This is a genomic window from Streptomyces adelaidensis (assembly GCF_016598475.1).
Lineage (GTDB): Bacteria > Actinomycetota > Actinomycetes > Streptomycetales > Streptomycetaceae > Streptomyces > Streptomyces adelaidensis.
Window position 1 is genome coordinate 74,853 of the sequence record NZ_JAEMUX010000001.1, and the last position, 17,605, is coordinate 92,457.

17 protein-coding genes are annotated in these 17,605 nt (G+C 69.5%); 16 read left to right on the top strand and 1 reads right to left on the bottom strand.

Annotated features, from left to right (window positions below):
- Positions 1 to 130: 130 nt before the first annotated feature.
- From rpsD to nusB, 16 genes are all read left to right on the top strand, one after another.
- The gene (gene rpsD / locus I8N67_RS00370) at positions 131 to 745 is read left to right on the top strand and encodes a 30S ribosomal protein S4 (protein WP_200300504.1); all 615 of its coding nucleotides are present in this window, start codon (positions 131 to 133) and stop codon (positions 743 to 745) included.
- Between the two features lie 147 nt (positions 746 to 892).
- Positions 893 to 1,330 (top strand): DUF948 domain-containing protein, encoded by a 438-nt coding sequence (locus tag I8N67_RS00375; RefSeq protein ID WP_200300505.1) that lies wholly within the window; start codon positions 893 to 895, stop codon positions 1,328 to 1,330.
- A gap of 9 nt (positions 1,331 to 1,339) precedes the next feature.
- A complete protein-coding gene (locus I8N67_RS00380; protein ID WP_200300506.1) occupies positions 1,340 to 1,684 on the top strand; it encodes a hypothetical protein in 345 nt (114 codons plus the stop codon).
- A complete protein-coding gene (gene alaS, locus I8N67_RS00385; protein WP_200300507.1) occupies positions 1,684 to 4,356 on the top strand; it encodes an alanine--tRNA ligase in 2,673 nt (890 codons plus the stop codon). The genes I8N67_RS00380 and alaS overlap by 1 nt, the downstream gene beginning before the upstream one ends.
- A 38-nt stretch (positions 4,357 to 4,394) precedes the next feature.
- Entirely contained in the window at positions 4,395 to 4,859 is a 465-nt protein-coding gene (ruvX, locus tag I8N67_RS00390) for a Holliday junction resolvase RuvX (RefSeq protein WP_234044639.1), read from the top strand.
- Between the two features lie 124 nt (positions 4,860 to 4,983).
- Positions 4,984 to 6,777, top strand: coding sequence for an endolytic transglycosylase MltG (gene mltG, locus I8N67_RS00395; protein ID WP_200300509.1), 1,794 nt, complete (start codon positions 4,984 to 4,986; stop codon positions 6,775 to 6,777).
- Positions 6,778 to 7,617, top strand: coding sequence for a shikimate dehydrogenase (locus I8N67_RS00400; RefSeq protein WP_200300510.1), 840 nt, complete (start codon positions 6,778 to 6,780; stop codon positions 7,615 to 7,617).
- Positions 7,618 to 8,093: 476 nt separating this feature from the next.
- Positions 8,094 to 10,019, top strand: coding sequence for a xanthine dehydrogenase family protein molybdopterin-binding subunit (locus I8N67_RS00405; RefSeq protein WP_234044642.1), 1,926 nt, complete (start codon positions 8,094 to 8,096; stop codon positions 10,017 to 10,019).
- Between the two features lie 98 nt (positions 10,020 to 10,117).
- Entirely contained in the window at positions 10,118 to 10,576 is a 459-nt protein-coding gene (locus tag I8N67_RS00410) for a (2Fe-2S)-binding protein (protein WP_200300511.1), read from the top strand.
- Between the two features lie 188 nt (positions 10,577 to 10,764).
- The gene (gene aroC / locus I8N67_RS00415) at positions 10,765 to 11,949 is read left to right on the top strand and encodes a chorismate synthase (protein WP_200300512.1); all 1,185 of its coding nucleotides are present in this window, start codon (positions 10,765 to 10,767) and stop codon (positions 11,947 to 11,949) included.
- Between the two features lie 32 nt (positions 11,950 to 11,981).
- A complete protein-coding gene (locus tag I8N67_RS00420; RefSeq protein ID WP_200300611.1) occupies positions 11,982 to 12,464 on the top strand; it encodes a shikimate kinase in 483 nt (160 codons plus the stop codon).
- Positions 12,461 to 13,552: a 3-dehydroquinate synthase gene (gene aroB, locus I8N67_RS00425; RefSeq protein WP_200300513.1), complete on the top strand. Its 1,092-nt coding sequence runs from the start codon at positions 12,461 to 12,463 to the stop codon at positions 13,550 to 13,552. Before I8N67_RS00420 ends, aroB begins: the two co-directional genes overlap by 4 nt.
- 177 nt (positions 13,553 to 13,729) lie before the next feature.
- On the top strand, positions 13,730 to 14,617 hold the full coding sequence (locus tag I8N67_RS00430; RefSeq protein WP_200300514.1) for a Pro-rich N-terminal domain-containing protein: 888 nt from the start codon (positions 13,730 to 13,732) through the stop codon (positions 14,615 to 14,617).
- Between the two features lie 199 nt (positions 14,618 to 14,816).
- On the top strand, positions 14,817 to 15,923 hold the full coding sequence (locus tag I8N67_RS00435) for an aminopeptidase P family protein (RefSeq protein ID WP_200300515.1): 1,107 nt from the start codon (positions 14,817 to 14,819) through the stop codon (positions 15,921 to 15,923).
- Between the two features lie 51 nt (positions 15,924 to 15,974).
- Entirely contained in the window at positions 15,975 to 16,541 is a 567-nt protein-coding gene (efp, locus tag I8N67_RS00440) for an elongation factor P (protein WP_200300516.1), read from the top strand.
- 2 nt (positions 16,542 to 16,543) lie between these two features.
- On the top strand, positions 16,544 to 16,984 hold the full coding sequence (nusB, locus tag I8N67_RS00445; RefSeq protein WP_200300517.1) for a transcription antitermination factor NusB: 441 nt from the start codon (positions 16,544 to 16,546) through the stop codon (positions 16,982 to 16,984).
- 102 nt (positions 16,985 to 17,086) lie between these two features.
- Here the strand turns inward: nusB and bldD are convergent, their stop codons facing one another.
- The gene (bldD, locus tag I8N67_RS00450; RefSeq protein WP_200300518.1) at positions 17,087 to 17,587 is read right to left on the bottom strand and encodes a transcriptional regulator BldD; all 501 of its coding nucleotides are present in this window, start codon (positions 17,585 to 17,587) and stop codon (positions 17,087 to 17,089) included.
- Positions 17,588 to 17,605: the final 18 nt, after the last annotated feature.

A 17,605-nucleotide genomic window follows, 5' to 3' on the forward strand; every position in this document is an offset into this window, starting at 1 on the left:
GTGCTGCACTATGTGCCCAGACCAGGGGAGCGGCTACCCGACAAGTCCTCGTGGACCTGACGGGATTCCCCGGCTGCGGATGCGACCTCCCGTAACCCTGAGGCAGCCGAATGAAGGAAAAGGAAAAGAAGTGGCGAACCAGCCCCGCCCCAAGGTCAAGAAGTCGCGTGCCCTCGGCATCGCGCTGACCCCGAAGGCCGTCAAGTACTTCGAGGCCCGCCCCTACCCGCCGGGCGAGCACGGCCGCGGCCGCAAGCAGAACTCGGACTACAAGGTCCGTCTGCTCGAGAAGCAGCGTCTGCGCGCGCAGTACGACGTGTCCGAGCGCCAGCTCGTCCGCGCCTACGAGCGTGCCTCCAAGGTCCAGGGCAAGACCGGTGAGGCCCTGATCATCGAGCTGGAGCGTCGTCTCGACGCGCTGGTCCTGCGTTCGGGCATCGCCCGCACGATCTACCAGGCCCGCCAGATGGTCGTCCACGGCCACATCGAGGTCAACGGCCAGAAGGTCGACAAGCCGTCCTTCCGCGTCAAGCCGGACGACGTCGTCATGGTCCGTGAGCGCAGCCGCCAGAAGCCGCTGTTCGAGGTCGCCCGCGAGGGTGGCTTCGCCGCGGACGGTGAGACCCCCCGCTACCTGCAGGTGAACCTCAAGGCTCTGGCGTTCCGCCTGGACCGCGAGCCGAACCGCAAGGAAGTCCCGGTCATCTGCGACGAGCAGCTCGTCGTCGAGTACTACGCCCGCTGATCAGCGAGCACGGCCCGTCGTCCCCTCGCCCTTCCGGGCGGGCGGGGCGGCGGGCTTTCGCATGCGCGTAATGCGGTACGGACCGCCGCGTCCGGCGCGATAGGCTCAAGCGAGCCATCAACAGGTGTTTATGAGAGCGGGTGCCAGGTGTCCGGTGGAGAAGTGGCCGGGATCCTCGTGGCCGTCTTCTGGGCGATCCTGGTCTCCTTCCTCGCCGTCGCGCTGGCGAGGCTGGCCCAGACGCTCCGGGCGACCACCAAGCTGGTCGCGGACGTGACCGAACAGACCGTTCCCCTGCTCGCCGACGCCTCCGCGGCGGTGCGTTCCGCGCAGACCCAGATCGACCGGGTCGACGCCATCGCCTCCGACGTCCAGGAGGTCACGTCGAACGCCTCCGCGCTCTCGACGACCGTCGCCTCCACCTTCGGTGGCCCCCTGGTGAAGGTCGCCGCCTTCGGGTACGGCGTCCGCCGTGCCCTCGGCCGCAAGGACGAAGCGCCCGCCAGGGAGCCCCGGCGTACCGTGATCGTGGGCCGGACCCTCTCCCGGCGGGAGAAGCGCAGCGCCCGTGGAAAGAGGGACTGAGAGCCAGCCATGTTCCGCCGAACCTTCTGGTTCGGCACCGGCGTCGCCGCCGGTGTCTGGGCCACCACCAAGGTCAACCGCAAGCTGAAGCAACTGACCCCCGAGAGCCTCGCCGCGACAGCGGCCAACAAGGCACTCGAGACGGGAACGCGCTTCAAGGACCGCGCGGTCGGCTTCGCGCTCGACGTCCGCGACAACATGGCGCGGCGGGAGGCGGAACTCGAGGACGCGCTCGGCATCCAAGAGGACCCCGAACTCCCCGCGCCCCGGCGGTACGCCGCCATCGAGAACCGCACGCACACGAGGTACATCGAGACCACGACGTACCCGAACAACCGGAATGAGGACCACTGATGGAGTCGGCTGAGATTCGTCGCCGCTGGTTGAGCTTCTTCGAGGAGCGCGGTCACACCGTCGTCCCTTCGGCGTCGCTCATCGCGGACGACCCGACTCTGCTCCTGGTCAACGCGGGCATGGTCCCCTTCAAGCCGTACTTCCTCGGTGAGGTCAAGCCCTCCTTCGCCCGCGCCACCAGCGTGCAGAAGTGCGTCCGTACGCCGGACATCGAAGAGGTCGGCAAGACCACCCGGCACGGCACCTTCTTCCAGATGTGCGGCAACTTCTCCTTCGGCGACTACTTCAAGGAAGGCGCCATCAAGCACGCCTGGGAGCTGCTCACCAGCCCCCAGGACAAGGGTGGTTACGGCCTGGAGCCGGAGAAGCTCTGGATCACCGTCTACAAGGACGACGACGAGGCCGAGCGCATCTGGCACGAGCAGATCGGCGTGCCCAAGGAGCGCATCCAGCGCCTCGGTATGAAGGACAACTACTGGTCCATGGGCGTCCCCGGCCCCTGCGGCCCCTGTTCCGAGATCAACTACGACCGCGGCCCCGAGTTCGGTGTCGAGGGCGGCCCCGCCGTCAACGACGAGCGGTACGTGGAGATCTGGAACCTGGTCTTCATGCAGTACGAGCGAGGCGAGGGCACCTCCAAGGACGACTTCGAGATCCTCGGCGAGCTGCCCAGCAAGAACATCGACACGGGCCTCGGCTTCGAGCGCCTCGCCATGATTCTGCAGGGCGTGCAGAACATGTACGAGATCGACACCTCCATGGCCGTCATCGACAAGGCCACCGAGCTGACCGGCGTCGCGTACGGCGAGGCCAAGGGCTCCGACGTCTCCCTGCGCGTGGTCACCGACCACATCCGCACCGCCGTGATGCTCATCGGCGACGGCGTCACCCCCGGCAACGAGGGCCGTGGCTACGTACTGCGCCGCATCATGCGCCGCGCCATCCGCAACATGCGGCTCCTCGGCGCCACCGGCCCGGTCGTCCAGGACCTCATCGACGTCGTCATCTCCATGATGGGCCAGCAGTACCCCGAGCTGATCACCGACCGTGAGCGCATCGAGAAGGTGGCCCTCGCCGAGGAGAACGCCTTCCTCAAGACGCTGAAGGCCGGCACGAACATCCTCGACACGGCCATCACCGAGACCAAGACCACCGGCGGCGGGCAACTGCCCGGCGACAAGGCCTTCCTGCTCCACGACACCTGGGGCTTCCCGATCGACCTCACCCTGGAGATGGCCGCCGAACAGGGCCTCTCCGTGGACGAGGACGGCTTCCGCCGTCTGATGAAGGAGCAGCGGGACAAGGCCAAGGCCGACGCCCGCGCCAAGAAGACCGGCCACGCCGATCTCGGTGCCTACCGCGAGATCGCCGACAAGGCCGGCGAGACCGACTTCACCGGCTACACGGACACCGAGACCGAGTCCACGATCGTCGGCATCCTCGTCGACGGCGCCTCCTCCCCGGCCGCCACCGAGGGCGACGAGGTCGAGATCGTCCTCGACCGCACCCCCTTCTACGCGGAGGGCGGCGGCCAGATCGGCGACACCGGCCGTATCAGGGTGGACTCGGGTGCCGTGGTCGAGATCCGCGACTGCCAGAAGCCGGTTCCGGGCGTGTACGTCCACAAGGGCGTCGTCCAGTTCGGCGAGGTGACCGTCGGAGCCAAGGCCCAGGCCTCGATCGACGGGCGTCGTCGTACGGCCATCGCCCGCGCCCACTCGGCCACGCACCTCACCCACCAGGCCCTGCGTGACGCCCTCGGTCCGACGGCCGCCCAGGCCGGTTCCGAGAACCAGCCCGGCCGCTTCCGCTTCGACTTCGGTTCCCCGTCCGCTGTTCCGACGGCCGTGATGACCGACGTCGAGCAGAAGATCAACGAGGTACTCGCCCGCGACCTCGACGTCCGCGCCGATGTCATGGGCATCGACGAGGCCAAGAAGCAGGGCGCCATCGCGGAGTTCGGCGAGAAGTACGGCGAGCGCGTCCGTGTGGTCACCATCGGCGACTTCTCCAAGGAGCTGTGCGGCGGCACGCATGTGCACAACACCTCACAGCTCGGACTGGTCAAGCTGCTCGGTGAGTCGTCCATCGGCTCCGGTGTGCGCCGTATCGAGGCCCTGGTCGGTGTCGACGCCTACAACTTCCTCGCCCGTGAGCACACGGTCGTCGCCCAGCTCCAGGAGCTGATCAAGGGCCGTCCGGAAGAGCTTCCGGAGAAGGTCTCCGCCATGCTCGGCAAGCTGAAGGACGCCGAGAAGGAGATCGAGAAGTTCCGCGCCGAGAAGGTGCTCCAGGCCGCCGCCGGTCTCGCCGAGTCCGCCAAGGACGTACGCGGCGTTGCTCTCGTGACCGGTCAGGTCCCGGACGGCACGACCGCCGACGACCTGCGCAAGCTGGTGCTCGACGTGCGCGGACGCATCCAGGGCGGACGGGCCGCCGTGGTGGCCCTGTTCACCACGGCGAACGGCAAGCCGCTGACGGTCATCGCCACCAACGAGGCCGCCCGCGAGCGCGGTCTGAAGGCCGGCGACCTGGTCCGCACGGCTGCCAAGACCCTCGGCGGTGGCGGTGGCGGCAAGCCGGACGTCGCCCAGGGCGGTGGCCAGAACCCGGCCGCCATCGGCGAGGCCGTGGACGCGGTCGAGCGCCTGGTCACCGAGACGGCCAAGTGAGCACAGCGGATCACCCGAGCGGAGACGACGGCCCGGTCATGCGCCGCGGCCGTCGGCTCGCGATCGACGTCGGGGACGTCCGCATCGGGGTCGCCTCCTGCGACCCCGACGGGATCCTCGCCACCCCGGTCGAAACGGTTCCCGGACGCGATGTCCCGGCAGCTCAACGCCGGTTGAAGCAACTGGTCGAGGAGTACGAACCGATCGAGATCGTCGTCGGCCTCCCCCGCTCCCTCAAGGGCGGTGAGGGTCCGGCGGCCGTCAAGGTCCGCGGCTTCGCCCAACAACTGGCCCGCATGGTCGCCCCCGTTCCGGTGAGACTCCTCGACGAGAGGATGACCACAGTGACAGCCGGCCAAGGACTGCGCGCCTCAGGGGTGAAGTCGAAAAAGGGCAGGTCGGTCATTGACCAGGTAGCAGCCGTGATCATCCTGCAACAGGCCCTGGAATCCGAACGGGCGTCAGGTAAAGCTCCGGGCGAGGGCGTCGAAGTGGTCATCTGATCGCGATACGGTAACGTTCCGCGCGATGCGGTGGCCTTCGAACAGCCATCGCACAGAAAGAGGCGGGGACGAAAGCCGAGCCACCGGCCCCGCGTAACCGCCGCCTCGCGGCTCTAGGGGATCGATGACTGAGTATGGCCGGGGCCCAGGCTCCGAACCGTGGCATCCGGACGACCCGTTGTACGGGGACGGCGGATGGGACGGACAGCAGGCCCAGGCGGGCCAGCAGTCCCCTTACGGCGGCCGGCCGCAGCAGCACTACCCCGAGCAGCAGCAGTACCAGCAGCAGCACGGCAACGGCGGCTGGGGCAACGGCCATCAGGACGCCTACGGCCAGGCGCAGCAGCAGTACCAGCAGGAGTACGGGGACCTCGGGCAGCAGCAGTACCCCGGCCACAATCAGCAACAACAGCAGTACACCGGTCATGACCAGCAGCAGTACGACCAGGTCAACGGCGGCTGGGGCAACGGCAGTCACCAGCACGCGCAGGGCCCGTACGTGGCCGACCCGGCCGACCCCTACGGCGGTCAGCCCATGGCGTACGGCGCCGGGCAGCCCGACTTCTACAGCACACCCGACGCGTATCCGCCCGCGGAAGAGCCGTCGCGCCGCAGCGCGGAACCCGCGCCTCCACCCGCACCGGAGCCCGCACCCACGCCGCAGCCGGCCGCCGAACGGGCCGACTGGGATCCCGGTCCCGACCAGGGTGAGCACGCGTTCTTCGCGGGCGGCGGCGATGACGACGAGGCCGACGAGGCCGACGAGGCCGAGGAACGCGGCGGACGGGGCGAGCGGAAAGGCCGCGGCGGTAAATCCGGAAAGCCGGGCAAGGGCGGCAAGAAACGCCGCAGCGGCTGCGCCTGCCTTGTGGTCGTCATGGTATTCGGCGGTGGCTTCGCTGGCGTCAGCTATTACGGTTACCAGTTCTACCAGGACCGTTTTGCCGAGGCTCCCGACTATACGGGAGACGGCACGAACGAGACCGTCACGGTCACCATTCCCAAGGGCGCTTTCGGTTCCACGATCGGGCAGAAGCTGAAAGAGGCCGGTGTCGTCAAGAGCGTCGACGCTTTTACCACTGCCCAAGCGAACGAGCCCAATGGGTCGATTCAAGCGGGCGTCTATCTGCTCAAGAAGCAGATGTCCGCTGAAAGCGCTCTCGCCCTGATGCTCGATCCGACGAGCCAGAACAACTTCACCGTCATCGAGGGCGAACGCAATAACGTCGTCTATACCAAGATCGACAAAGAGCTCGGCCTCAAGAAGGGTACGACCGAGGATGTCGCCGAGAAGGATTGGTCGACCCTCGGCCTTCCCGACTGGGCGAACGACAACGACGACATCAAGGATCCGCTGGAAGGATTCCTCTTCCCGTCCACCTATCCGGTCGCCAAGGGCATGAAGCCCAAGGACGTCCTGAAGGAAATGGTCGACCTCGCCAAGGCGAAGTACGAGGAACTCGATCTCGAGGACAAGGCCGAGGATCTGAAGCTGGAAAGTCCGCTCCAGGTGCTCACCGTGGCGAGCCTCGTCCAGGCCGAGGGAGACAACAAGAAGGACTACAAGAAAATCGCGCGGGTCGTCTACAACCGGCTCGACACGACTAACAACCTGGAAACATTCGGCCTGCTCGACTTCGACTCGACGGTGAATTATCTGCGCGGCGAGTCCAAGTTGGCGACAGGTTCGGTCGACTCTCTGCGGCAGATCGACGACCCGTACAACACGTACAAGATCAAGGGTCTGCCGCCCGGACCGATCGACAATCCCGGTCACGAAGCGATCGAGGGGGCCCTCAACCCCGCCAAGGGCGACTGGTACTACTTCGTGTCGATCAAGGACGAGACGCTCTTCGCTGTGACCAACGAAGAGCACAACAGGAACCGCGAGAAGTACCAGGAAGAGCAGAACGGATAGATGAGCCGCACCGACAGCAAGCACCGGGCCGCCGTGCTCGGTTCGCCGATCGCCCACTCGCTCTCGCCGGTGCTGCACCGGGCCGCGTACGCCGAACTGGGGCTCGTCGACTGGTCGTACGACCGTTTCGAGGTCGATGAGGAGGCCTTGCCCGGGTTCGTCGAGAAGCTCGGACCGGAGTGGGCGGGGCTGTCGTTGACGATGCCGCTCAAGCGGGCGGTCATTCCGCTGCTGGACGAGATCAGCGAGACGGCGACCTCCGTCGAGGCCGTCAACACCCTGGTGTTCACCGAGGACGGGCGCCGCGTCGGCGACAACACCGACATCCCCGGGATGGTCGCCGCCCTGCGCGAGCGGGGGATCGAGCAGGTGGAGTCCGCCGCGATCCTCGGCGCCGGCGCCACCGCGTCGTCCGCGCTGGCCGCGCTCGCCCGGATCTGCACCGGTGAGATCGTGGCGTACGTACGGAGCGAGGCTCGCGCCGCCGAGATGCGACAGTGGGGCGAGCGGCTGGGCATCGAGGTGCGCACGGCGGACTGGGCGGAGGCCGAGCGAGGGCTGAACGCTCCGCTGGTCATCGCCACGACACCGGCCGGGGCGACCGACGCGCTGTCCGGCGCGGTGCCGGAGCGGCCGACGACCCTGTTCGACGTGCTGTACGAGCCGTGGCCGACGGAGCTCGCGGCGCGCTGGTCCGCGTACGGCGGTGCCGTGGTCGGCGGACTCGATCTGCTGGTGCACCAGGCGGTGTTGCAGGTCGAGCAGATGACCGGCTGCAAGACGGCTCCGGTGGGAGCGATGCGGCGGGCGGGGGAGCGGGCACTGGCCGAGCGGGGGTAGTGCCCGGGGGCGGGACGCTTGCCGGTGCTCGCAGCGTGCCACTCGCCCACCGCGAACCGTCCCAGCCGCACGACAGCCCGTGACTGAGCAGGTGACGTGTGTCGATCCTATGAAGCCCCCTGTACCAGGGGGTAACCAGCGGCGATCATCTCCGGGCGGCCCGGCGACGCAGGCGGGTCGTCGAACGGAGCCGCCATGTCACGTCACTCCCGGCGCAGGTTTCTCACCTATCTGGTGGCCGCGCCCACTCTCGCCGTCGCGACCAAGATAGGTGTGGACGCCTATGCCCCCGGCAGCGGACGCGGCGATACCCACGCTGCCGGCGCCGGCCGATCTGGTGGACCTCGGTGACCTGCTGATCCTCGCCGGGGCGCCCACCGCCGGCATGCTGGTGCTGAGCGTCGACGAGGAGGGCGTCGCACATTTCCGGCTGCCGAGGGAGGAGGTCGGGCAGGGGCTCACCCACGGCGGTGGCGATGCTGGTCGCCGAGGAGCTGGACACTCCGCTCGACCGAGTCCGTGTCCAACTGGACGACGCGCGACCCGAGTTGCTTTTCAACCAGCTCACCGGCAGCTCCAACTCCGTCCGTTCGCTCTATGACCCGGTGCGCCACACGGCGGCTGCGGCCCGGGCCCGTATCGTCCGAGCCGCCGCGAAGCAATGGGGTCTCGGAGCAAGCAACTTGACGGTGCGTCAGGGAGCCGTGGTCGCGCCGGACGGCCGTACCGCCTCCTACGGCTCGCTGTCGGCGGCCGCCGCTGCCCTCGACCTCGGCTCGCTCGTCGTCACCCCCAAGAAGGAGTCCGAGCACACCCTCGTCGGCAAGCCCACCTCGCGTATCGACGCACGTGCCCTGGTCACCGGCAGGCAGGTCTTCACCCTCGACCTCGACGTGCCCGGGGCCAAGCCGTGCATGGTGCGTCGGCCGCCGACGATCAACGGCACAGTGAAGTCGGTGAACAACGGGGCCGCCGTGCGGGCCATGCCGGGTGTGCTCGACGTCATCACCATCGACACCGGCGTCGCCGTCGTCGCCGAAACGTTTGGGCAGGCCTTGGACGGCAAGGAGGCGCTGGACGTCACCTGGGGTGCCGGCACCGTCGACGCGCTCTCGGACGGCGGCATCAAGACGAAGCTGAAGGCGGCCACGCCCTCGCTGGACGTGCTCGGGCTGCTGGTGAAGAAGGTGGAGGGCGAGTTCGACTTCGCGTTCGCCAGTCATGCGCCGCTGGAGACCAACTCGGCCGTGGCGGATGTGCGGGAGGACCGGGCCGAGGTCTGGTCGGGGCTGAAGTCCCCGATCGTCGCGCAGGCGGCCATAGCCAAGGCCGTCGGGCTGCCGGTGTCCAAGGTGAAGGTGCACGTCGTGCAGTCGGGTGGGTCCTTCGGGCGGCGGCTGTTCTACGACGCGGCTCTGGAGGCCGCCGTCGTGTCGAAGAAGAGCGGTCGGCCGGTACGGCTGATGTGGTCGCGTTTCGACGACATGCGGCACGGGCGGATGCGGCCCGCCACGCACCACCGGGTCCGGGCCACGTACGAGGCGGGGCAGGTGCTCACCTTCCAGCACCAGGTGGCGGCCGTGGAGACCGACTTCCGGCACGGGCTCGGCGACGCGATCACCGCGGCCGCGGCCGGTCTGCCCTCCGGCATCGGCAACGCGATCCTCGCGCAGACCCTGTTCCTGACCACGGTGAAGTCCCCGTACAACTTCGGCGTCACCACACAGACGCTCACCGAGGTGCCGATCAAGATGCACACCGGGTCATGGCGTTCGGTGTACTCGGCCAACACGCGCGGGGCGGAGGAGATCATCGTCGACGAGCTGGCGGCCAAGCTGGGCAAGGACCCCGTGCTCTTCCGGCGCGAGTTCCTCAAGACGGCTCGGCAGCGGGCCGTGCTCGACAAGGTCACGGCGGAAGGGGACTGGGGGCGCGATCTCCCGGCCGGATGGGCTCAGGGCGTCGCCTTCCACGACGAGTACAAGGCCTGCACGGCCTGTCTGGTCGAGATCGACGCGACAGATCCGAAGAAGCCCCGGGTGACGAAGGCCGTCATCGCGGCCGACGTGGGCCGGGTGATCAACCCGCGCGGTCTGGAGGCCCAGCTCCTCGGCGGGCTCACGGACGCCATCTCCACCACCCTGCGGGCCGGGCTCCACATCGACGAGGGGCTGCCGCTGGAGGGCAGCTACTCGCAGTTCCACTACGCCCGCCAGAAGGACTCTCCGAGGGACGTCAATATCTTCGTCATCGAGGGCGCCGACGAACCCGGCGGCGCGGGCGAACTCGGCGTCCCGGCGGCCGTCGGGGCCGTCGCCAACGCCTACGCGCGGGCCACCGGCACCAAGCCGCGCAGTTTCCCCGTCAACTTCGACGTGGATTTCACGCCGTTCCCCCGCTGAGCCCGCTCGTCCTTCCCGCCGAGCCCACTCGTCCTTCCCGCCGAGCCCACTCGTACGATCCGCGCGCCGACCCGCGCCAGGCTCCAGGAGCACCATCCATGCCCTCCCACACCTTCACCGTCAACGGCGAGACCGTCACCGTCGACGCCCCCGACGACCTGCCCCTGCTGTGGGCACTGCGCGACCTGCTCGGCATCCGCGGCCCCAAGTACGGCTGTGGCATCGACGTCTGCAAGGCCTGCACCAGCCATCTCGACGGCGAGGCCGTCCGGCCCTGTGTGGTCCCGGTCGCCGAGGCCGCCGGACGCGAGGTCACCACCGTCGAGGGGCTGGCCGACGGCGACGAGCTGCACCCCGTCCAGGAGGCCTGGCTGGAGCAGGACGTCGCCCAGTGCGGCTACTGCCAGCCCGGACAGATCATGGCCGCCGTCGCCCTGCTCAAGCGCACCAGGAACCCCACCGATGCCGACATCGACGAGATAGCGAACGTCTGCCGCTGCGGCACGTACTTCCGCATCCGTGAGGCGATCAAGAGCGCGGCGGCGAAGATGGCGTGAGCCCGCGGAGCCCGCCCCCGGTTCCGTCTCGTCCGCCTGATGGACCTGGGGCCGGGCTCCCACCCCGGACGTGGGAGGATCAGAGGTGGCGGGCCGGGGCCGCGCACCCGGTCGCCGTCGCCGTACGCGAGGACGCGCGTACACCAAGGCGGCAGGCAGTACGAGGGCGCGAGCACTGAGGAGCATCGTTGAGCAGGTTGCGCTGGCTGACCGCCGGGGAGTCCCACGGTCCCGCACTTGTCGCGACGCTGGAGGGTCTTCCCGCCGGCGTGCCGATCACCACGGAGATGGTGGCGGACCACCTGGCCCGGCGGCGCCTGGGCTATGGACGCGGTGCGCGGATGAAGTTCGAGCGGGACGAGGTCACGTTCATCGGCGGTGTCCGGCACGGGCTGACGATGGGCTCCCCGGTCGCGGTCATGGTGGGCAACACCGAGTGGCCGAAGTGGGAACAGGTCATGGCGGCCGACCCGGTCGACCCGGAGATCCTCGCCGGGCTGGCCCGTAACGCGCCGCTGACCCGTCCGCGCCCCGGCCACGCCGACCTGGCGGGTATGCAGAAGTACGGCTTCGACGAGGCCCGGCCGATCCTGGAGCGCGCCTCCGCCCGGGAGACCGCTGCCCGGGTCGCCCTGGGTGCCGTCGCCCGGTCGTACCTGAAGGAGACGGCCGGGATCGAGATCGTCTCCCACGTGGTGGAGTTGGCGGGCGCGAAGGCCCCGCAGGGTGTGTACCCCACGCCGGCCGACGTCGAGAAGCTGGACGCCGACCCCGTGCGCTGCCTGGACGCGGACGCGTCGAAGGCGATGGTCGCGGAGATCGACCAGGCCCACAAGGACGGCGACACCCTCGGTGGGGTCGTCGAGATCCTGGCGTACGGCGTGCCGGTGGGCCTGGGCTCGCATGTGCACTGGGACCGCAAGCTGGACGCCCGCCTCGCCGGTGCGCTGATGGGTATCCAGGCGATCAAGGGTGTCGAGGTCGGTGACGGCTTCGAGCTGGCGCGCGTGCCCGGCTCCAAGGCCCACGACGAGATCGTGAACACCCCCGAAGGCATCCGGCGGGTCTCCGGCCGCTCCGGTGGCACCGAGGGTGGCCTGACGACGGGCGAGCTGCTGCGGGTGCGGGCGGCGATGAAGCCGATCGCGACCGTGCCGCGCGCGCTGCAGACCGTCGATGTGACCACCGGCGAGGCCACGCAGGCCCACCACCAGCGCTCCGACGTCTCCGCGGTGCCCGCGGCCGGCATCGTCGCCGAGGCGATGGTGGCTCTGGTCCTGGCCGACGCGGTGGCGGAGAAGTTCGGCGGCGACAACGTCACCGAGACGGCTCGCAACGTCCGCTCCTACCTCGACAACCTCGCGATCCGGTGAACCCCGTACCTCTGGTCGTTCTCGTCGGACCCATGGGCGTCGGCAAGTCCACCGTCGGACAGCTGCTCGCCGAGCGGCTCGGTGTCGCGTACCGGGACACCGACGACGACATCGTGGCCGAGCAGGGCCGCGAGATCGCGGAGATCTTCGTCGAAGAGGGCGAGCCCGCTTTCCGCGCCATCGAGAAGCAGGCCGTGCACGCGGCGCTGGCCGGCCACGACGGCGTCCTCTCCCTCGGCGGGGGCGCGATCCTCGACGCCGACACGCGCGGGCTGCTCGCCGGGCAGCGGGTCGTCTATCTCTCGATGGACGTCGAGGAGGCGGTCAAGCGCACCGGCCTCAACGCCGCCCGCCCGCTGCTGGCCGTCAACCCGCGCAAGCAGTGGCGGGAGCTGATGGAGGCCCGGCGGAGCCTGTACGAGGAGGTCGCCACGGCCGTGGTGCCCACCGACGGCCGTACGCCCGAGGAAGTCACCCAAGCGGCCCTGGACGCACTGGAGTTGAAGGAAGCATGAGCGAGACAGTGACCCGTATCCAGGTCGGCGGCACGGCGGGTACCGAGCCCTACGAGGTCCTGGTGGGACGTCAACTCCTCGGGGAACTGGGCGGCTTGATCGGCAACAGGGTTCGGCGGGTCGCCGTGATCCACCCCGAGGCGCTGGAGGGCACCGCTGAGGCGATGCGCGCCGATCTGGCCGAGCAGGGCTTCGAGGCCGTCGCCATCCAGGTGCCCAACGCGGAGGAGGCCAAGACCGCCGAGGTCGCCGCCTACTGCTGGAAGGCGCTGGGCCAGTCGGGGTTCACCCGCACCGACGTCATCGTCGGCGTCGGCGGCGGCGCCACGACGGACCTCGCGGGGTTCGTGGCGGCGACCTGGCTGCGCGGGGTCCGCTGGATCGCCATCCCCACCACCGTGCTCGCCATGGTCGACGCGGCCGTCGGCGGCAAGACCGGCATCAACACCGCCGAGGGCAAGAACCTGGTGGGCTCCTTCCACCCGCCGGCCGGGGTGCTGTGCGACCTGGCCGCGCTGGACTCGCTGCCGGTCAACGACTACGTCTCCGGACTCGCCGAGATCATCAAGGCCGGGTTCATCGCGGACCCGGCGATCCTGGACCTGATCGAGGCCGACCCGCAGGCCGCCCGCACCCCCGCCGGACCGCACACCTCCGAGCTGATCGAGCGGTCCATCCGGGTCAAGGCAGAGGTCGTCTCCGGCGACCTGAAGGAGTCCGGGCGCCGGGAGATCCTCAACTACGGGCACACCCTGGCCCACGCGATCGAGAAGAACGAGCGCTACAAGTGGCGCCACGGCGCGGCCGTCTCGGTGGGCATGCACTTCGCCGCCGAACTCGGCCGTCTCGCGGGCCGGTTGGACGACGCGACCGCCGACCGCCACCGCGCGGTCCTGGAAGCGGTCGGGCTGCCCCTGCACTACCGCTACGACCAGTGGCCCAAGCTGCTGGAGACCATGAAGGTCGACAAGAAGTCCCGGGGCGACCTGCTGCGCTTCATCGTCCTGGACGGCCTGGCCAAGCCCACCGTCCTGGAGGGGCCCGACCCGGCCGTCCTCCTCGCCGCCTACGGCGAAGTGGGCCAGTAACGCCCACTCGGGCCGCTCCTGCCCGATTCGCCTTGTGTCCCTGGCCACTTGGGCACTTCGGGCTGCCCCCGGCCGTTCACCAAACGGTGGCCGGGGGCGGTACCGTTCGGTAAGGGCGGGGTCGAAAGGCCCCGCCTGCCAGTGTCGATGTGACTGTACGAGACGGAGTGGCACCGGATGCAGCACGCAGTGGGAGCTCCGCTGCCGCCGCCCCATCGGCCGGGGCAGGACCCTGCGGCCCCGTGGTCGCCGGCCGCGAACCACCAGGGACACCCGCCGGCGCCCGTGGCCCCGCCCACGTCGGTTCCCCCGCCCGCACCGGCCGCCCCACCCGGATCGGTCCCTCCGCCCGCACCGGGCTTCGCCGGAGCCCCCGGGCATCCGCACGCCTCCGCCTCCCAGCACACCGGCGTCCCCAGGGACACGACCGGGCATGTACAGCTGCCGCCCGGCGGTCCCGTCACCATGCCGCCCCCGCCGCCCGCCACGGGCGCGCCCGACGTCACGGCCACCACGCTCGCGGTCCTGCTCATCGGGCCCGCCGGAGCAGGCAAGACCAGCGTCGCCAAGTACTGGGCGGCCCACCGCCGGGTGCCCACCGCGCACATCAGCCTGGACGACGTACGGGAATGGGTGCGCTCCGGCTTCGCGGACCCGCAGGCCGGATGGAACGACAACTCCGAGGCGCAGTATCGTCTCGCCCGCCGCACCTGCGGCTTCGCGGCCCGCAATTTCCTGGCCAACGGCATCTCCTGCATCCTCGACGACGCCGTCTTCCCCGATCGCCCGGTCGTGGGCCTCGGCGGCTGGAAGCGGCACGTCGGCCCCGGCCTGCTGCCCGTCGTCCTCCTGCCGGGCCTGGAGATCGTCCTCGAACGCAACGCGGAGCGCTCGGGCAACCGCCGCCTCACCGACGAGGAAGTCGCCCGCATCCACGGCCGGATGGCCGGCTGGTACGGCTCCGGCCTCCCGATCATCGACAACTCCCAGCTCGACGTACCGGCCACGGCCAGGGTCCTGGACGAACTCCTGGCAAGGTCGATCGCAAGCCCGCCCAAGTGGTAATCGCGGGAGAAGGGCGCCGGCGGTAGACGCGGCACACTGGGCCAACCCAAAGGGGCGCGGGGAACTGCGCGAACAACCCCCACCGACTCGCGGACGGCACCCAACCCCAAGCGGCACCCCATACCCCGCAGGGGCGCGCGCACCCCCACTCGGCCTCGCTCAACCGGCGCCTGACCAGCGCAGCTCATACGCTCAAACCATGTCAGAGGTGTACGCGGCCCGCCGCGAGCGGCTGAGGAATTGCTGCAACACGAGCGGCAGCGCGACCGCACTCGTGACCCGCCCCGCCAACGTGAGATATCTCGCTGGCGCGGCCCCCCACGGTGCCGTCCTGCTGCTGGGCAAGCGCGAGGACGTCCTCGTCTGCGGCGAGCCGCCGAGCGGCGACACCGGCGAGGGCCGGCCCGACGACGCCGTACGCGTCCACGTGCTGCCGGGGCCCGCCGGCGACCCGGCGGTCGCGGCAGCCGACCTGGCCACCGCCCTGGGCACGGAGTCCCTCGCCGTCGAGGAACACCACCTCACCATGGCCCGGCACCGTGCGATCCGCTCGGTCGCGCCCCGGCTGCGCCTCGCCGATCTCGGCGGCGCGGTCGAGCAGCAGAGAGTGATCAAGGACGAGGAAGAGATCTCCTGTCTGCGGATCGGCGCGGAGATCGCCGACCAGGCACTCGGTGAACTGCTCGAATCGATCCTGGTCGGACGCACCGAGCGCCACCTGGCCCTGGAACTGGAGCGCCGCCTCGTCGACCACGGCGCCGACGGCCCGGCCTTCACCACCTCCGTCGCCACGGGCCCGAACTCAGGCCGTCGGGGCCACCTCCCGACCGACCGGCGCGTGGAGGAGGGCGACTTCCTCTCGGTATGCCTCGGCGCGACCTACCGCGGCTACCGCTGCGAGATCGGCCGGACGTTCGTGATCGGCACGTCTCCGGCCGACTGGCAGATCGAGCTGTACGACCTGGTCTTCGCAGCCCAGCGGGCTGGACGGGAGACGCTGGCACCCGGTGCGGCGTACCGTGCCGTGGACCGCGCGGCCCGTCAGGTACTGGACTCCGCGGGGTACGGTGACGGCCTCCCGGCACTGATGGGGCACGGGGTCGGACTCGAAATCGACGAGGAGCCGCAGTTGGCCCCCGCGGCCATGGGTAAACTGGACGCTTGCGTGCCGGTCACCGTCGAACCGGGGGTTCACCTCCCGGGCCGGGGTGGTGTCCGGATCGATGACACGCTCGTCGTACGCCCTGAGGCGGACGGCGGACCCGAGCTACTCACCATCACGACCAAGGAGCTGCTCGCCCTCTAGGCAGGTGCGTGCCCCGGGGTCGTCCACGTCAGTCCAGGAGATTCCGCAACCGTGGCTTCCACGAACGACCTCAAGAACGGCCTGGTGCTCAAGCTCGAAGGCGGCCAGCTCTGGTCCGTCGTCGAGTTCCAGCACGTCAAGCCCGGCAAGGGCCCGGCCTTCGTGCGCACCAAGCTCAAGAACGTGCTCTCCGGCAAGGTCGTCGACAAGACGTTCAACGCCGGCGTCAAGGTCGAGACGGCCACTGTCGACAAGCGCGACATGCAGTTCTCCTACATGGACGGCGAGTACTTCGTCTTCATGGACATGGAGACCTACGACCAGCTGATGGTCGACCGCAAGGCTGTCGGCGACGCCGCCAACTTCCTCATCGAGGGCTTCACGGCCACCGTCGCGCAGCACGAGGGCGAGGTGCTCTTCGTCGAGCTTCCGGCCGCCGTCGAGCTTGTGATCGAGGAGACCGAGCCGGGCGTCCAGGGCGACCGCTCCACCGGTGGCACCAAGCCCGCCACTCTGGAGACCGGCCACCAGATCCAGGTGCCGCTCTTCATCACCACCGGCGAGAAGATCAAGGTCGACACCCGCACGAGCGACTACCTCGGCCGGGTGAACAGCTAACCGTGGCTGCTCGTAACACGGCCCGCAAGCGTGCCTTCCAGATCCTCTTCGAGGGCGACCAGCGCGGGGCCGACGTCCTGACCGTGCTCGCGGACTGGGTCCGGCACTCCCGGTCCGACACCCGACAGCCGCCGGTCAGCGAGTACACGATGCAGCTGGTCGAGGGCTACGCGGCCTACGCCCGGCGGATCGACGACCTGATCGCGCAGTACTCGGTGGGATGGACGCTGGACCGGATGCCGGTGGTCGACCGGAACATTCTGCGCCTCGGGGCGTACGAGCTGATCTGGGTCGACGAGACTCCGGACGCGGTGGTGCTGGACGAGATGGTGCAGCTGGCGAAGGAGTTCTCCACGGAGGACTCGCCATCGTTCGTGAACGGTCTGCTCGGGCGGCTGAAGGACCTCAAGCCGTCGCTCCGCAGGGAAGCCGAAGCCGAGTAGGGAGCCGAGCGGGAGCGCCCGTAAGCAAAAAACGCCGGGGTGACCGAACCAACTGGTTCGGGTCACCCCGGCGGCACGTTTCTGCTGGACCCCGTCGGGGGGTCAGCCCTCCTCGTGGGAGACCGCGCGGCGCGCGTCCGAGTCGAGGACGCCCCAGCTGATCAGCTGCTCGGTGAGGACCGAGGGGGACTGGTCGTAGATGACGGCGAGTGTGCGCAGGTCGTCCTGGCGGATCGACAGCACCTTGCCGTTGTAGTCACCGCGCTGGGACTGGATCGTCGCCGCGTAACGCTGCAGCGGGCCCGCCTTCTCGGCCGGCACGTGGGCCAGGCGCTCAAGGTCGAGGACGAGCTTCGGCGGCGGCTCGGCGGCGCCACCCGGGGTCGTACCAGGAAGCAGCTCCTGTACCGGAACCCCGTAGAAATCCGCCAGCTCCGCGAGGCGCTGCACGGTGACGGCGCGGTCGCCGCGCTCGTACGAACCGACCACGACCGCCTTCCAGCGTCCCTGGGACTTCTCCTCGACACCGTGGAGGGATAGGCCCTGCTGGGTGCGGATGGCCCGGAGCTTGGCCCCGAGCTGTTTGGCGTATTCGCTGGACATATGGCTCCCCGGACGAAG

Bases quoted from the DNA above. Each gene is read 5' to 3' on its own strand.
- I8N67_RS00380 (WP_200300506.1), top strand. From the start codon at position 1,340: ATGTTCCGCCGAACCTTCTGGTTCGGCACCGGCGTCGCCGCCGGTGTC.
- alaS (WP_200300507.1), top strand. From the start codon at position 1,684: ATGGAGTCGGCTGAGATTCGTCGCCGCTGGTTGAGCTTCTTCGAGGAG.
- ruvX (WP_234044639.1), top strand. From the start codon at position 4,395: ATGCGCCGCGGCCGTCGGCTCGCGATCGACGTCGGGGACGTCCGCATC.
- mltG (WP_200300509.1), top strand. From the start codon at position 4,984: ATGACTGAGTATGGCCGGGGCCCAGGCTCCGAACCGTGGCATCCGGAC.
- I8N67_RS00400 (WP_200300510.1), top strand. From the start codon at position 6,778: ATGAGCCGCACCGACAGCAAGCACCGGGCCGCCGTGCTCGGTTCGCCG.
- I8N67_RS00405 (WP_234044642.1), top strand. From the start codon at position 8,094: ATGCTGGTCGCCGAGGAGCTGGACACTCCGCTCGACCGAGTCCGTGTC.
- I8N67_RS00410 (WP_200300511.1), top strand. From the start codon at position 10,118: ATGCCCTCCCACACCTTCACCGTCAACGGCGAGACCGTCACCGTCGAC.
- I8N67_RS00420 (WP_200300611.1), top strand. From the start codon at position 11,982: ATGGGCGTCGGCAAGTCCACCGTCGGACAGCTGCTCGCCGAGCGGCTC.
- aroB (WP_200300513.1), top strand. From the start codon at position 12,461: ATGAGCGAGACAGTGACCCGTATCCAGGTCGGCGGCACGGCGGGTACC.
- I8N67_RS00430 (WP_200300514.1), top strand. From the start codon at position 13,730: ATGCAGCACGCAGTGGGAGCTCCGCTGCCGCCGCCCCATCGGCCGGGG.
- I8N67_RS00435 (WP_200300515.1), top strand. From the start codon at position 14,817: ATGTCAGAGGTGTACGCGGCCCGCCGCGAGCGGCTGAGGAATTGCTGC.
- bldD (WP_200300518.1), bottom strand. From the start codon at position 17,587: ATGTCCAGCGAATACGCCAAACAGCTCGGGGCCAAGCTCCGGGCCATC.